Annotated in this window: 14 protein-coding genes; 7 read left to right on the top strand and 7 right to left on the bottom strand. The window is 58.8% G+C overall.

What is annotated here, in order from left to right; translation table 11 throughout:
• The first annotated feature begins 3 nt into the window (after nucleotides 1-3).
• Nucleotides 4-465, top strand: a complete 462-nt coding sequence (locus AC0Z42_RS19680) for a hypothetical protein (RefSeq protein WP_485469870.1) — start codon at nucleotides 4-6, stop codon at nucleotides 463-465.
• Between the two features lie 390 nt (nucleotides 466-855).
• Nucleotides 856-1,575, top strand: a complete 720-nt coding sequence (locus tag AC0Z42_RS19675; RefSeq protein ID WP_485469869.1) for a hypothetical protein — start codon at nucleotides 856-858, stop codon at nucleotides 1,573-1,575.
• 407 nt (nucleotides 1,576-1,982) lie between these two features.
• Here AC0Z42_RS19675 and AC0Z42_RS19670 read toward each other — a convergent pair whose 3' ends face one another.
• On the bottom strand, nucleotides 1,983-2,492 hold the full coding sequence (locus tag AC0Z42_RS19670) for an SRPBCC family protein (protein WP_485469868.1): 510 nt from the start codon (nucleotides 2,490-2,492) through the stop codon (nucleotides 1,983-1,985).
• A gap of 132 nt (nucleotides 2,493-2,624) precedes the next feature.
• Between AC0Z42_RS19670 and AC0Z42_RS19665 the strand changes: the two genes are divergently transcribed.
• From AC0Z42_RS19665 to AC0Z42_RS19650, 4 genes are read left to right on the top strand one after another with little or no spacing between them, the layout of a single operon-like run.
• On the top strand, nucleotides 2,625-3,059 hold the full coding sequence (locus tag AC0Z42_RS19665) for a MarR family winged helix-turn-helix transcriptional regulator (protein ID WP_485469867.1): 435 nt from the start codon (nucleotides 2,625-2,627) through the stop codon (nucleotides 3,057-3,059).
• Nucleotides 3,060-3,118: 59 nt separating this feature from the next.
• The gene (locus tag AC0Z42_RS19660; RefSeq protein ID WP_485470048.1) at nucleotides 3,119-4,624 is read left to right on the top strand and encodes a DHA2 family efflux MFS transporter permease subunit; all 1,506 of its coding nucleotides are present in this window, start codon (nucleotides 3,119-3,121) and stop codon (nucleotides 4,622-4,624) included.
• Nucleotides 4,625-4,628: 4 nt separating this feature from the next.
• A complete protein-coding gene (locus AC0Z42_RS19655; protein WP_485469866.1) occupies nucleotides 4,629-6,077 on the top strand; it encodes an efflux transporter outer membrane subunit in 1,449 nt (482 codons plus the stop codon).
• Nucleotides 6,078-6,095: 18 nt separating this feature from the next.
• Complete coding sequence (locus tag AC0Z42_RS19650) at nucleotides 6,096-7,259, top strand: EmrA/EmrK family multidrug efflux transporter periplasmic adaptor subunit (RefSeq protein WP_485469865.1); 1,164 nt, start codon at nucleotides 6,096-6,098, stop codon at nucleotides 7,257-7,259.
• 114 nt (nucleotides 7,260-7,373) lie between these two features.
• Here AC0Z42_RS19650 and fusA read toward each other — a convergent pair whose 3' ends face one another.
• On the bottom strand, nucleotides 7,374-9,479 hold the full coding sequence (fusA, locus tag AC0Z42_RS19645; RefSeq protein ID WP_485469864.1) for an elongation factor G: 2,106 nt from the start codon (nucleotides 9,477-9,479) through the stop codon (nucleotides 7,374-7,376).
• Nucleotides 9,480-9,704: 225 nt separating this feature from the next.
• Between fusA and AC0Z42_RS19640 the strand changes: the two genes are divergently transcribed.
• A complete protein-coding gene (locus AC0Z42_RS19640; RefSeq protein WP_485469863.1) occupies nucleotides 9,705-10,823 on the top strand; it encodes a phospholipase A in 1,119 nt (372 codons plus the stop codon).
• A 57-nt stretch (nucleotides 10,824-10,880) separates the two neighbouring features.
• Here the strand turns inward: AC0Z42_RS19640 and AC0Z42_RS19635 are convergent, their stop codons facing one another.
• The 5 genes from AC0Z42_RS19635 to AC0Z42_RS19615 all read right to left on the bottom strand — a co-directional run bounded on the left by AC0Z42_RS19635 (nucleotide 10,881) and on the right by AC0Z42_RS19615 (nucleotide 14,207).
• Nucleotides 10,881-11,081 (bottom strand): hypothetical protein, encoded by a 201-nt coding sequence (locus AC0Z42_RS19635; RefSeq protein ID WP_485470047.1) that lies wholly within the window; start codon nucleotides 11,079-11,081, stop codon nucleotides 10,881-10,883.
• Nucleotides 11,082-11,235: 154 nt separating this feature from the next.
• A complete protein-coding gene (locus AC0Z42_RS19630) occupies nucleotides 11,236-11,484 on the bottom strand; it encodes a hypothetical protein (RefSeq protein ID WP_485469862.1) in 249 nt (82 codons plus the stop codon).
• 100 nt (nucleotides 11,485-11,584) lie between these two features.
• Complete coding sequence (locus tag AC0Z42_RS19625) at nucleotides 11,585-12,508, bottom strand: class I SAM-dependent methyltransferase (protein WP_485469861.1); 924 nt, start codon at nucleotides 12,506-12,508, stop codon at nucleotides 11,585-11,587.
• 240 nt (nucleotides 12,509-12,748) lie between these two features.
• Complete coding sequence (locus AC0Z42_RS19620; RefSeq protein WP_485469860.1) at nucleotides 12,749-13,408, bottom strand: ankyrin repeat domain-containing protein; 660 nt, start codon at nucleotides 13,406-13,408, stop codon at nucleotides 12,749-12,751.
• Nucleotides 13,409-13,427: 19 nt separating this feature from the next.
• Nucleotides 13,428-14,207, bottom strand: coding sequence for a TatD family hydrolase (locus AC0Z42_RS19615; RefSeq protein ID WP_485469859.1), 780 nt, complete (start codon nucleotides 14,205-14,207; stop codon nucleotides 13,428-13,430).
• Between the last annotated feature and the right edge of the window lie 164 nt (nucleotides 14,208-14,371).

The following is a 14,371-nucleotide window of genomic DNA, read 5'->3' as shown; positions in this document are numbered from 1 at the left end:
GAAATGGCAGCTTGGCAATTTGATTTGTTCCTTATGCCGCAAGGCGCAGCGATGCCCTCGGATACCGAAGATGGACTGGACATACCGGGCCTGCCGCTCAGGAATGCGCGCTCTATCCAGGAAAATTTGCTCGGCTGCTTCGGTCCGCCCTGGCTGATGTTGGAAGACTGGATTGTGCTTGGCGATGAAAAAGGTACGCGTATCGATTTGATCTTTGACGAGACGGACACGGTAGACGTCAAGGCAAGACTGGACGTCAGTGCGGACAATGACAAAATGCTCGATACCCTATGCGCGGTGGCCCAGCATCTTGGTTACTGTTACTTTGACGTCGAGGGAAAGCAGTTTATCGAGCCTCAAAAGCAAATACTGTTGCAGGCCATAAGTTCGTCCAGGGCAGCGCGCTTTGTAAAAGATCCGAAGGATTTCATTGCCAAGCTGGCGGCTGCCGCATGCAAGGCATAAATACCGGCAAGCGTTAGTCGGCCCACGGATGGGGTCTGCCATTTAGACACGATATCGGCATTGGTGGGCTTGCGTACATGCACACGTTGACACGTTGTACAGAGGCCGCCTGAGAAGTGATAGATTATTTAATGTTGAGCCCGTACCGGAATGGCAGACCTGACCCTGCACCGTGCGATGACCCCGCACCGTGGCACATAATTATGCGGCCAAGGCAGTGAAGGCATGGAGACCATGTGGAGGTATTGATACTTAAAGGCGCCGGTCACTATGACGAACTCGCGGCGACATCGCCGGCCTGGAATATGATTTTGCCGGTGATACGGCAGATGTTATTGATTGACGCAGAAAAAGGTAGCAATTCTAGCGGCGCAGTTTTTAAGGATATATATGCAGCCAGTAGTTAAAATTTATTCAGAGCTAGAAGCCTTCCATGACAAATTACTAGATGGGCTAGAATTTTGTCGACTAGCATATCTATTTTTTGACGGGATTATCAGCCAACCAGATGGATCGCACAAGCTAAGGGAACGCAGGGGAGCGATCAAACCATTGATAGAAGAGTTACTACCTATATGCAGATACATCCAGACATTTTATGGCGTGGGAAATTACATATCTATCAGATGGATTGACGGGAATCAGTCATTTGATGCAAAAATGGAAGCCAAGGGAAATATGGTTGAACAAGGTGATTGGCCATCGAATGGAACATTGGAGGTCACACGGGCCGTGCATAAAAATGAACATTTAATGCGGGAATTACTTAACTCCAAGGGAGGAGGCTTTGGTTTGGATGGGATCAAGGCAGGAAAGGGGAAGAGAGGTATGAGGGAAGTAGAATCAGAGGCAACCGTCTACACCAATCAGTCCTACATACCCGATATGGCAGCAATCATATTAAATGCAATTACCGCAAAAATTTTAAAATTGCAAAATGGAGACTATCCTGAAAACACTACTCTAATTGTTGATTGCGCATTAAATACCATATATCTTAAAGATGAGTGGGATAGATTAATAGAATTAATAAGAGAAAAAGTTCCTGCGAATAGGTTTTCTAGAATATTTTTGACCGCTGACTCTGGCTATAAATCTGTCACCTTGTAAGTTGTTCATCCAATACTGCGGAGAAATTTCTTCAGAAACATTCAAACACCAAGAAATCTTCTGTTCAAGATCTTAGTATCATATAAACCGTGCCTACCTGCACGCATGGGCGCTTCGGGCCAAGCGGGCCTGAAAAATGCCGAGGGCAAGGCGCGGCGACGCAGACAGTACGCATGTACGGCAAGGAAGCCGCAACGCAGCCATCGGCGTTTTCTCAGGCTCGCGTCTCCGGCCCGCTCTTTCTAGGTTTTAATGCATGCGAACCACACACGCCGCCCTGAAAAATGCCGAGGGCAAGGCGTGGCGGCGAAGACAGTACGCAAGTACGGCAAGGAGCCGCAACGCAGCCATCGGCATTTTCTCAGGTTCGCGTCCCCGGCCCGCCGTTCTTAAACAAACTCATTAGCTCACTGAACGCGTGCAAGATAAGCTGCCAGTTGCGCAAAAGTGGCCCCAAACCCATGCTTCATCGACTCATGCCCTTCCTTGAACGTCGCATGTTCAAGTTCAGAAGCCTCATGCGGCACCGACCTCAACGTCATCCTTGTCTTCCCATCAACCTCATCAAGAGTCATCGTGTTATGCGCTTTGAGTGGCCAAGTAGCACTGACCGGATGCGGCACCACATTCCCCTCCCTATCCGCAAACGACAAAACCGAAACAATCTTCTCCGGCGCCTCGATCAAATGATAGGTAAATTTGCCCCACATCTCATACCCATTATCGGCCCGCATGCCGTAATGAAAAATGCCACCGGGCTTGAGTTCCAGCGCCAGCACGCTGAGTTCAAACCCCACCGGCCCCCACCACTGGGCCAGCCGCTCCGGTTCGACCCACGACTGGAAAACCAGTTCGCGCGGCGCGTCAAACGTGTGGGTGATAACAAAATCGCTGCTGCCCTGCTCTGCTGTCGCCATGACCATACTCCCCGATAAAGTGAACCAACCCTGAATGTAGCAGCGTCCGCAAAAATCATAAAGCCCTACACACTCGCCATTTCCTAGTGGTAAAATAATAGTTAGACACCTAACCATTAGACGACTTATCTTATGATTTCTATTGAAGAGCGCTTCTCTGCCGCGCTCCACAAAACCGCACGCGGCTGGCGCCATGCGATCGACCGGCGGCTGAAAGACCTGGACCTGGGGCAAGCCAGCTGGATGTGCATCGCCATGATCGCCAAGTCGCCGCAACCGCCGTCGCAAAGCGAGCTGGCCCATCAATTGGGGGTGGAAAACCCCACTATGGTATCGATGCTGGACCGGCTGGTGAAATCGGGCTTCGTGCAGCGCCAGCCGTCGGAACTCGACCGGAGGGTGAAACTGGTGGTACTCACCGAGGCGGGCATGCAAGTGTATGAAACGGTGCGCAAAGAAGCGGACAGTTTCCGCAAGGAGCTGCTGCAGGGTATCGATGCGGGGCAGCTGCTGGCCGCTACAGAACTACTTGAAGCACTGCAGGCGGCGACGGAGAAATCCGCGTGAGTGCCTTGACCGCAGCAACACCTCTTCCCGCCTCGGAAGATCCCACGCTCAACCGGCGCATGATCACGATCTCGATCATGCTCGCCACCATCATCCAGGCGCTCGACGGCACCATCGCCAACGTGGCGCTACCGCACATGCAGGGCAGTTTGTCGGCCTCGCAGGACCAGATCACCTGGGTGCTGACCTCGTTTATTGTGGCGGCCGCGATTGCCACGCCATTGACCGGCTGGCTGTGCGACCGCTTCGGCCAGAAGAAAACCTTTCTGGTCTCGGTAGCCGGTTTCACGATTGCTTCGGTGCTGTGCGGCTTGTCGGGCACCTTGTCCGAGATCGTTGCCGCCCGATTGCTGCAAGGCGTGTTCGGCGCGGCGCTGGTGCCGCTGTCGCAAGCGGTGCTGCTGGACATCAATCCACGCGAAAAGCACGGCTCGGCCATGGCCATCTGGGGCATGGGCGTGATGATCGGACCGATCCTGGGACCGACCCTGGGCGGCTGGCTGACAGACAGCTATAGCTGGCGCTGGGTCTTCTTTATCAATATCCCGATCGGCGCGATGGCGTTTTATGGCATCTGGCGCTATATCCGCAAGGACCCGCCGAACCGCCGCATGAGCTTTGACATGTTCGGCTTTGCCACCCTGAGCCTGTCGATCGGCGCGCTGCAGATGCTGCTGGACCGGGGCGAACAGAATGACTGGTTTTCGTCGACCGAAACGTGGATCGAAGCGATCGTGCTGGCGATGAGCCTGTGCTACTTCATTGCGCACACGGCCTTGCGGCCGGCCGGCAAGTCTTTCCTCGACTACCGCCTGTTGAAAAACTCGAACTACGTCAGCGGCCTGCTGTTCATCTTTATCGTCGGCCTGGTGCTGTTCGCTACCCGTGCGCTGACGCCGTCGATGCTGCAGGGGCTGATGAACTACCCGGCCGCGATTGCCGGCCTGGTCACGGCGCCCAGCGGCCTGGGTACCATGATGGCGATGCTGATCGTGGGCAAGCTGACCGGCAAGGTCGATACGCGCGTGCTGCTGGGCGTGGGGTTTTCAATCACGGCGTTTTCGCTGTGGCAGATGGCCAATTTCACGCTCGACCTGGTGCCGAAAACCGTGGTGTGGAACGGCATTATCCAGGGTATCGGCCTGGGCCTGGTATTCGTGCCCTTGAGCGCAGCCACCTTTGCCACCCTGTCGCCGCAGATGCGGGCCGAAGGCACGGCGATCTACAGCCTGGTGCGCAATATCGGCAGCAGTATCGGTATTGCGCTGGTGCAGACCTTGCTGGTGCGTAACACGCAGATTGCCCATGCGTCGCTGACCGAGCATATCAATATCGCCAACCCGGCCCTGCATGACCCGGCGATTGCCAGTGTGTTTGATTTGTCCACCGGCTCCGGCATGGCGGCCCTGAATGGCGAGATCAACCGGCAGGCGTCGATGATCGCCTACCTTGACGACTTCTGGATGATGATGTGGCTGACCATCCTGGTGCTGCCACTGCTGCTGCTGATCAAGCCACCGAAGAAAAATGCGCCTGTCGTGGTCGACCACGCGGCGATGGAGTAACCCCATGTCCAAACTACCTCTCATGAAACTCTCGTGCACCATCATTGCTTTGGCGCTGGCCGGCTGCGCCAGCATTGCGCCCGACACGCATGTGTTGCCGCAGCAAGACCTGGCCAGGATACAATTGGCCTCCGACATCCATCTCGCCAGCGAGGGCTGGCCGGCCGCCCAGTGGTGGCGCCAGTTCCAGGACAGTCAACTCGACGGCCTGATCGAACAGGCGCTGTCCGCCAGCCCCAGCCTGGACGTGGCCAATACGCGCATCGGCTCGGCTTTGTCCGCTTTCGACTACCAGCATGCGGACCGCGACCCGCGCGTGGACGTGAGCGCCAGCGTCAACCGCCAGCGCTATTCGGCCAACGGCCTGACGCCGGCGCCGATCGGCGGCAACTACTACAATGAAGCGGCCGTTACCGTGCAAGCCCATTACGACCTCGACTGGTGGGGCAAGCACAAGGCGCAGATCGCCTCGGCCCTGGGCGAAGTCAATGCGCGCCGCGCCGAATATGCAATGGCCGAACAAATGCTGGCCGCCGAGATCGCCCGTCATTACTTCAGCATGCAAAACAGCTGGGCCCGCATGGACAATCTGCATGCACTGGTGGCCTTGCAGCAGTCCCTGGTAACGGACAAGGAAAAGCGCATCGCCAACGGCCTGGGCGTCAACGACGACCATCTGTCCGCGCAAACGCGATTAAGCCTGATCGAGCAGCAGATTGCGCTGCTGCAAACCCAGATCGTCACCGAACGCGAAGCATTGCGCGCCCTGCTGGGTGCGGACGGCACAGCGCTGGCCGGTCTGCAGCTACGCGCGGCGCAGGCGTTGCCACATGCACTGCCAGGCAAGCTGGGAATGGAATTGCTGGCGCGCCGGCCCGACCTGCAGGCGGCGCGCTGGAGGGTGGAAGCGTCGTTGAACCGCATCGAGGCGTCGCAGGCGGCGTTTTATCCCGATATCGACCTGGGCGCTTCCTTTGGACTCGACGCGATCCGGCTGGGCAAGCTGTTGCAGGCCGGCAGCCGCACCCTGTTCGTCGGGCCTGCCCTGTCGCTGCCCCTGTTCGACAGCGGCCGCCTGCAGGCGCAGTTGAACGGCGCGCGCAGCGAACGCAACGAGCTGATCGCCGACTATAACCAGAACGTATTCAATGTGGTGCGCGACGTGGCGCAAGCGGGCGCGCGGGTGCAGGGGGTGGAAAACCAGCTGCGCCTGCAGGGCGAGAGCCTGCGCGCCAGCGAAGCGCAGTTGCGTAACGCCAATGCCAGGTTGAAACAGGGCCTGGCCGACCGCGCCACCGTGCTCAATGCGGAGATGACCGTGCGCGGCCAGGTAGACCTGGGCATGCAGCTGCAAAACCAGCGCCAGAACGCTGAAATCAACCTGAACGTGGCACTGGGCGGCGGCTACCGCGGCGCCAGCGACTTTGCTTCAGCTGACACGACGACCAAATAATCCATACGAGAACCGACCATGAGCAACGACAACACTGCTGTTTCCACCGAAAACCCTGGCAAGCGCAAAACCGTGCTGATCGCCATTACCGCCGCCTTCGTGCTCGCCGGCCTGGGCTGGGCCGTGTATTACAACCTGGTATTGTCCAAAGAGGAAGTCACCGACAACGCCTATGTGGGCGGCAACTTGGTCACCTTGTCGGCCCAGGTGACGGGCAATGTCGATGAAATCCGCGCCGACGAAACGCAGATGGTGAAAGCCGGCGCGCCCTTGATTACCCTCAACGCCATCGATGCGGACCTGGCATTGCGCCAGGCCGAAGCACGGCTGGGCACGGTGGTGCGCCAGGAGCGCGAGCGTTATTCCAGCGTGGCGCAATACGACGCCGTGATCGAACAGCGCCGTCTGGCCTTGAGCACCGCCCAGGGCAATCTGTCGCGCCGCGCGCCGCTGGCTGCCGACCACACCATTTCGGGTGAAGACCTGGCCCACGCGAAACAGGCGGTCGACGATGCGAAAGCGGCCTTGATGGTAGCGCAACGCCAGGCCGAGTCCGCCAAGGCGGGCGTAGCGGGCGTCAACCTGGCCAGCCATCCGGCCGTGTTGTCGGCCAAGGGTGACGTGGTGCAAGCGTGGCTGGCCGTGCGCCGCAACGCCGTGATCGCGCCGGTCTCCGGCTATGTAGCCAAGCGCAGCGTGCAGCTGGGCAGCCATGTGACGCCCGGCACGCCGTTGATGTCGATCGTGCCGCTGGACCAGTTGTGGGTCGACGCCAATTTCAAGGAATCGGAATTGCGCAATATCCGCATCGGCCAGGCAGCCACCATTGAGACCGATCTGTACGGCAGCAAGGTGGTGTACCACGGCAAGGTGCTGGGCATGTCGGCCGGCACCGGCAGCGCATTCTCGCTGTTGCCGGCGCAAAACGCCACCGGCAACTGGATCAAGGTGGTGCAGCGCGTGCCGGTGCGCATTACGCTGGACCCGAAAGAACTGGCCGCCCATCCGCTGCGCATTGGCCTGTCCACCACGGTAACGGTCGACACCAGCCATGCGGAAGGCGCAACGTTGGACCAGCCGATGGTAGCGTCAGCGTTATATACCACCAAAGCCTTGAGCCAGCCGGTGGGGGATGCGGAGAAGATTGCTGATACGATTATTGCCCAAAACCTTGCGCATTGAGCGGTGTTGAACCGCAGATACCGTAGGTCGGATTAGGTCCGGAGGACCGTAATCCGACAACATTGTTGGCACGGCCGGTGGTGGTGTCGGATTACGCGCAAGCGCTAATCCGACCTACCTGGTTTTCCCGGCAGCGACCTGGTCAAGAATATGCTTCGGCACCGCCGCATAATGCTTGAACTCCATCGTGTAGGTCGCCCTGCCCTGCGTCAGTGAACGCAGGGTGGTCGAATAGCCGAACATTTCGGCCAGCGGCACCAGCGCGCGCACGATACGGCCTGAGCCGCCGGGGATATCGTCGACGCCTTGCACCATGCCGCGGCGGACCGTCAGGTCGCCCATCACATTGCCCATGAAGTCTTCCGGCGTTTCCGCCTCGACCTGCATCATCGGTTCCAGCAATACCGGGGCAGCCTTGCGCATGCCTTCCTTGAAGGCGATCGAGCCGGCCATGCGAAACGCGTTTTCGTTGGAATCGACGTCGTGGTAGGAGCCGAAGGTCAAAGTGGCTTTCACGTCGACCACCGGGTAGCCGGCCAGCACGCCTGATTTCAAGGTTTCGAGTATGCCCTTGTCGACGGCGGGTATGAATTCGCGCGGCACCACGCCGCCCTTGATGGCGTCGACGAACTGATAGCCGGTACCGGGTTCAAGCGGTTCGAGTTTCAGCACCACATGGCCATACTGGCCGCGCCCGCCCGACTGCTTGACGAACTTGCCTTCGATATCTTCGACAGCGCGCGTGATGGTTTCGCGGTAGGCCACTTGTGGCTTGCCCACGTTGGCGTCGACGCCGAATTCACGCCGCATGCGATCGACCAGAATTTCCAGGTGCAGCTCGCCCATGCCCGACATGATGGTCTGCCCCGATTCTTCATCGGTATGCACGCGGAACGACGGGTCTTCCTGCGCCAGACGGTTCAGGGCAATGCCCATCTTTTCCTGGTCGGGCTTGGTCTTCGGTTCCACCGCCTGCGAAATCACCGGTTCCGGGAAGATCATTTTTTCCAGCACAATGATATGCTCGGGCGCGCACAGGGTGTCGCCGGTGGTCACCGCTTTGAGGCCGACGGCGGCGGCAATGTCGCCCGCATACACTTCCTTGATTTCCTTGCGTTCATTCGCATGCATCTGCAGGATGCGGCCCAGCCGCTCGCGCGCGCTCTTGGTGGGGTTCCAGACCATGTCGCCCGAGTTGACCACGCCCGAATACACGCGGAAAAACGTCAGCTGCCCCACGAACGGGTCGGTCATGATCTTGAAGGCCAGCGCCGAAAAATGTTCATCGTCGGCCGGATGGCGCTCGACTTCGTTGTCGTGCTCGTCATGGCCCATGATGGGCGGCACTTCGACCGGCGACGGCAGGTAGTCGATCACCGCGTCCAGCATCGCCTGCACGCCCTTGTTCTTGAAAGCGCTGCCGCACAGCATCGGCACGATCTCGTTGCGGATGGTGCGTGCGCGCAAGGCTTGCCTGAGCTCGTCTTCGGAAAACTCCCCGCCATCGAGATAACGCTCGGTCAGTTCCGGCGTCGCTTCGGCCGCCTGTTCCACCAGCTTGTCGTGCCATTCCTGCGCCTGGCCTTGCAGTTCGGACGGAATCTCGCCATAGCTGAACTGCACGCCGAAGCTGGCGTCGTCCCAGGTGATGGCGCGCATTTTCACGAGATCGATCACGCCGGTGAAATGTTCCTCCGCCCCGATCGGCAGCTGGATCGGCACGGCCACGCCTTTCAGACGGTCGCCGATCTGCTGGCGCACGCGTAAAAAGTCGGCACCCACGCGGTCCATCTTGTTGATAAAGGCAATCCGGGGAACATGGTATTTGTTGGCCTGGCGCCAGACCGTTTCCGATTGCGGCTGCACCCCGCCGACTGCATCGTAGACCATCACGGCGCCGTCGAGCACGCGCATCGAGCGTTCCACTTCAATCGTGAAGTCGACGTGGCCAGGCGTGTCGATGATATTGATGCGGTGTTCGGGATAGTTGCCGGCCATGCCTTTCCAGAAGGCGGTGGTGGCGGCCGAGGTAATGGTGATGCCGCGTTCCTGCTCCTGCTCCATCCAGTCCATGGTGGCGGCGCCATTGTGCACTTCGCCGATCTTGTGATTGACGCCCGTATAGAACAGGATACGCTCGGTGGTGGTGGTCTTGCCGGCGTCGATATGGGCGCTGATGCCGATATTGCGGTAGCGTTCGATGGGAGTTCTGCGGGTCATCACAATCTCCTTGCCAGGGCCGGGAAAATCAACGATGCGGGTGTATCAGTGTAGCAGACCGCGAGCGCGGGGCCATGTTTACCATGCGTACAACACACTGAGGGCCGCGCACGCCAGCAGACCGGAAACGGCGGGCCTTTCCGCTATACTTTCTGGTGAATAAGATTAACAAAGTTCAATCTAGATCAAAACACGCTGCATTTACAGACATGTCCCTATAGCCCTATGAAAATCGACCCAAGAAAAATAATCATTGCCACTCTGCTGGCCTCGCCAGCCTTTGCCATTGCCGGCGAACTGGAACAACAAATGCAGCGCTGCGCCGTACTCGGTGACGCCAGCGCCCGCCTGGGCTGCTTCGATGTGCTGGCCAAGGCCGTGGAAGCGGCGACGATCGCCACCGGCGGCAATGCGCACGCCACCGGCGCCACCCTGGCCGCAGCCGAGGCCGTCTCGCCCAGCACGGCGGCCAATCCGGCCGGTGTGGCCACGCCGGCCGCGGTCAATGCGGCCGTGCCTGCAGTCGCCCAAAGCGGCGCCACGCCGCCGGAAGCGCCGATCTCGCGCGTGACGCAAGCGTGGGAGCTGGACGAGCCATCGAAGCGCGGCTTGTTCAACCTGCGCCCGCACCGCGACAATTATCTGCTGCTGGCTAATTACAGCAGCGCCTCGAACGACCAGCCGTTCAAGGAGTTCACGCCGGGTGGTGTCAAGTCGCAGCACGTGGAACTGACCTACCAGCTGAGTTTCAAGATGAAAATGCTGGAAGATATCGCCGGCTCGCCATTCGATCTGTGGCTCGGCTATACGCAGCAAAGTTTCTGGCAAGCGTATAACCGCAAGGCGTCGAGCCCGTTCCGCGAAACCAACTACCAGCCTGAGGCCATGCTGATCTTGCCGATCAACAAGTCGATTGCCGGCCTGGATTTCAAATATGCCAACTTCGGCCTGGTACACCAGTCGAACGGCCAGACCTCGACCCTGTCGCGCAGCTGGAACCGCCTGTATGCGGAACTGGGCATGGAGCATGACAACCTGGCCGTCACGGCGCGCGTCTGGAAACGCCTGGACAATGGCAAGTCGGACAATGACAATATCGACATCACGGACTACCTGGGCCACGGCGACGTGCGCGTGAGCTACCGCAATGACGGCCACGAGTTCTCGGCCACCATGCGCCGCAACTTCAGCACGAAGCACGGGTCCGTCCAGGCTGGCTGGGCGTTTCCCCTTAAAGCCAACCTGAAGGGCTATCTGCAGGTGTTTTCCGGTTACGGCCAGAGCCTGATCGACTACAACTATTCGCAAAAGTCGATCGGCGGCGGTTTCCTGGTCGATTACTGATCCCTGACCAGAATATAAAAATGGCGCCGAGGGCGCCATTTTTTATGCACGTGAAGATCAGCGCCGGCTACCACCGCCGAGCACGCGCGCCGGCAGCATCACAATCGCCCGCAGCAATTCGAACACGCCTTCGACGCCGATGCCGATCAGGCGGAACGGCAGCAGGAGCAGCCAGGCCAGCGGATACAGCAGCAGGGCCAGCAAGGCCAGCGGCCAGCACACGATCAACAGCAGCAGCCACAGCACGAATCCCAGCATCATCGTCTCCCGAAATAAATGTGCGGAGCAAGCCGCGCTTGCCCCGCTACTGAGCCATCACTATAAAAACATGCTGGCGTTGCGGCAACGGCAATGCGATGAACTGCAGGCAGGCGTGACGGGCGGACGAAAAACGGGAATGAAGCGTAGCGGCTTACTGGCCGACGCAAATCACTTTGGTGATGTATTCATGGGCATTGGGCTTCTTGCCGGTGGCCCATTTGATGGCCTGGTTGGCTTCGGCAATCGTCATCACCGTGGCCTTGTCTTTTGATTTGATAAACGATACGCCCTCGAAAACGCCTTCCTTGCTGCGCATGACCTTGGCAAACACGGGCGGGCGGGTCTCGCCGTCGCTGATTTTGTTTTGCTGCACGAGGTAGCGCTGATCGATCTGTTCCATAGTAATAAAGCTGTCCGGTGGGTAAAACACGGAATATACCCTGAATGGCGCAACGCCGCAGGAGCAAATGCTGCGGCGTTGTCACGACAACAAGGAAGCGTCAGGCGTAGACGACCGTCTGCGGCGCCGGCTGCAGGTTGACGTCGTACAGCACTTGCACGTTCATCGATGCTTCCAGCGAAGGAATCGAGCCGCCGGCGCGGTACTGGAAGCTCACCTGCAGCACGTCGCCGGCCTTGACAGCCATGGCCTGGGGCAACGGCAAGCACATGTAGTGGTTGAGCCAGTCGATGGTGCTCGAACGCTCGGGCACCACCGCCAGGATATTCTTGGTCACGAACCGCAGAGCGTTAAGGGTACCGCTGCGCTCGACAACAAACTTGCCGTCAAATCCAAACAGGCTGTCGGTGGGCTGGGTGAAGTCGATGATGCTGTAGACGGCCGGCGGCGCCAGTTCCAGCACGCCGGGGTGGATCGCCGTGGTTTCCTGGAACTGCACGATGGGCGCATAGAAACCTTCGAAATCGTATTCCTGCTGCATCGGCTGCACCGCCATGATCACCGCTTCGGGCACGAACAGCGGCAGCGGGCCGCCAAAGCGGGCCAGGTAGCGGCGCTTGAACGATTCGATCACTTCCACCTGCTTTTCACGCAGCATGCCGACATGGATCATCTCGCAGATGACGACGTCCACCGGTTCGGGTGGCAGGTATTCGAAAGCATCGGCATGCACGACTTCGACTTTTTCGCCATTGGCATTGAGCGCCAGCATCTTGCGCGCTTCCTTGACCATGTCGGGATTGAACTCCACGCACCAGACCTTGTCGGCCTTGGCGGCCGCGAAGCACGACAGCACACCGGTGCCGCCACCGAGTTCCAGCACCTTCATGCCCGGCCTGACCGCATAATCGATGGCCGATTTGAAGCCATGCATGCGGTTCTGGTCCATCAGCATATTGTGATGGTAATGCACGGGGATGAATTGCCCCAGGTAACAACTCTCGATCTCGCGTTCATTCAGCATGGGTGTCCTCGTGGGGGCTGGTTCCGTGTTCGGTTCGATTTTGTCGTTCCAGAAAGCAGTGACATCGCATGGGCTGCGTGCGGGCCGGCGGCAAAACAGCCGGCGCCTGGCGAAAAAGGAACTGCCCATTGCGTGACTCCTGATTAATGCGACACGAGCATTATCGTCAATCAGGATCAAACGCCATCTGCGGAGATGAGGGGGAATTGCGTGCCAGTTCGGAAATGGTTGCCCGCCGCTTCAGTTTCGGCGGCTGCGCTCTTGGCCACGTTCCTGCTGGAACTTGTCGATGATCGCGGCCACGCCGGGCTTGTCGGCCGCCAGCGCAAATTGCGCGGCGGTCCAGCCGTGGCTGCTTTTCAGGGTGGCATCGGCGCCCGAGGCCAGCAGCAGCTTGACAGCCGCTTCCTGGCCTTCGCGGGCGGCAAACATCAGCGGCGTGATATTCGTTGGCGCATAAGCATCGACTTTTGCGCCGCGTTGCAAGAAAACCTGCATGATCGGCAAGTCACCGGCCGAGGCCGCATAGTGCAGCGCCGTCCAGCCACTCTGGTTGACCTTGGCGCCCTTGGCCAGCAAGGCGTCGACCGCTTCGCGCTTGTGCTTGTAGGCCGCCATCATCAGCGCCGTATTGCCATTGGCCGAACGCGCTTCGAGGTCGATGCCCGGGGCGTCAAGCAAGACCTTGAAGACCTTGTCGGCGTCGTCGCGCAAAGCTATCACCAGTGCAATATCGCCGCGCTGCTGATCGGGAAGGTTGGGATTCATGCCTTCACGCAGCAGATCGCGCACGCCGAGCGCGTTGTCGACCGACACGGCACGGAAAAAACTGACCGGATCGGGCGCCGCCATTACTGCGGTGGAAACGCACAGCAAGGCGGAAGCAACCATCTGACGCATGAGAGTTTGCATGAAGTCCTTACGCTATCTGATTGAAAAGCTTGAAGAAGTTGGCAGTCGTCTGCTCCGCAACCTGGGCCAGCGGTATGCCTTTCAGGGACGACAGATATTCCGCCACATGGGCTACATAGCCTGGTTCATTCATGCGGCCACGGAACGGCACCGGCGCCAGGTAAGGCGAATCGGTCTCGATCAGAATACGCTCCAGCGGCACTTCCAGCGCCACCGCCTGCAGGTCTTTCGCGCTCTTGAAAGTGACAATGCCCGAGAACGAAATATAAAAGCCCATGTCGATGGCCGCTTTCGCCACCTCCAAGGATTCTGTAAAGCAATGCATGACGCCGGCCACGCCGCCATCCGCCACGCCGGCGCCCTCTTCGCGCATGATGCGAATCGTGTCCTCGCTGGCCGCTCTTGTGTGAATAATCAAGGGTTTACGCGTGATTCTTGAAGCTTTGATGTGAGTGCGAAAGCGCTCGCGCTGCCATTCCAGGTCACCGGTCAGGCGGAAATAATCAAGCCCGGTCTCGCCGATGGCAATGATTTTCGGATGATCGGACAGGCGCACCAAGTCGTCCACGGAAGGCTCGGGCGTTTCTTCATAATCAGGATGCACGCCGACCGAAGCGAAAATATGCGGATACTGCTCCGCCAAGGCCAGCACCTGCGGAAAATCGGGCAAGTCAACCGACACGCACAAGGCATGCGTCACCTTGTTCTCGGCCATTTTGGCCAGAATCTCGGGCATGCGAGCAGCCAGCTCGGGGAAATTGATATGGCAGTGGGAATCGATATACATAGGCGGGATTGTAACCGACACGGGAAAATCTTACAGCCAACCCAGTTGAAAGGCCGGGGTCAGACCCTAAGGGTGTTTAGTCGGCAGACATGGGTAACACTTTGTCGGGAGACATAGGTTACACATTGGGCTTCCATTTTACGGCGAATCGCGCATGTCGATTC

Source organism: Janthinobacterium sp. 1L-D-8-B-C4, from assembly GCF_057291295.1.
Note: the sequence above shows the minus strand (reverse complement) of the source record. Positions and strands in the feature narration are given on the sequence as shown.

What these genes read in the sequence shown, in the direction of transcription:
- AC0Z42_RS19680 (WP_485469870.1), top strand. Translation starts at nt 4, where the DNA reads ATGGCAGCTTGGCAATTTGATTTGTTCCTTATGCCGCAAGGCGCAGCG.
- AC0Z42_RS19675 (WP_485469869.1), top strand. Translation starts at nt 856, where the DNA reads ATGCAGCCAGTAGTTAAAATTTATTCAGAGCTAGAAGCCTTCCATGAC.
- AC0Z42_RS19670 (WP_485469868.1), bottom strand. Translation starts at nt 2,492, where the DNA reads ATGGCGACAGCAGAGCAGGGCAGCAGCGATTTTGTTATCACCCACACG.
- AC0Z42_RS19665 (WP_485469867.1), top strand. Translation starts at nt 2,625, where the DNA reads ATGATTTCTATTGAAGAGCGCTTCTCTGCCGCGCTCCACAAAACCGCA.
- AC0Z42_RS19660 (WP_485470048.1), top strand. Translation starts at nt 3,119, where the DNA reads ATGATCACGATCTCGATCATGCTCGCCACCATCATCCAGGCGCTCGAC.
- AC0Z42_RS19655 (WP_485469866.1), top strand. Translation starts at nt 4,629, where the DNA reads ATGTCCAAACTACCTCTCATGAAACTCTCGTGCACCATCATTGCTTTG.
- AC0Z42_RS19650 (WP_485469865.1), top strand. Translation starts at nt 6,096, where the DNA reads ATGAGCAACGACAACACTGCTGTTTCCACCGAAAACCCTGGCAAGCGC.
- fusA (WP_485469864.1), bottom strand. Translation starts at nt 9,479, where the DNA reads ATGACCCGCAGAACTCCCATCGAACGCTACCGCAATATCGGCATCAGC.
- AC0Z42_RS19640 (WP_485469863.1), top strand. Translation starts at nt 9,705, where the DNA reads ATGAAAATCGACCCAAGAAAAATAATCATTGCCACTCTGCTGGCCTCG.
- AC0Z42_RS19635 (WP_485470047.1), bottom strand. Translation starts at nt 11,081, where the DNA reads ATGCTGGGATTCGTGCTGTGGCTGCTGCTGTTGATCGTGTGCTGGCCG.
- AC0Z42_RS19630 (WP_485469862.1), bottom strand. Translation starts at nt 11,484, where the DNA reads ATGGAACAGATCGATCAGCGCTACCTCGTGCAGCAAAACAAAATCAGC.
- AC0Z42_RS19625 (WP_485469861.1), bottom strand. Translation starts at nt 12,508, where the DNA reads ATGCTGAATGAACGCGAGATCGAGAGTTGTTACCTGGGGCAATTCATC.
- AC0Z42_RS19620 (WP_485469860.1), bottom strand. Translation starts at nt 13,408, where the DNA reads ATGCGTCAGATGGTTGCTTCCGCCTTGCTGTGCGTTTCCACCGCAGTA.
- AC0Z42_RS19615 (WP_485469859.1), bottom strand. Translation starts at nt 14,207, where the DNA reads ATGTATATCGATTCCCACTGCCATATCAATTTCCCCGAGCTGGCTGCT.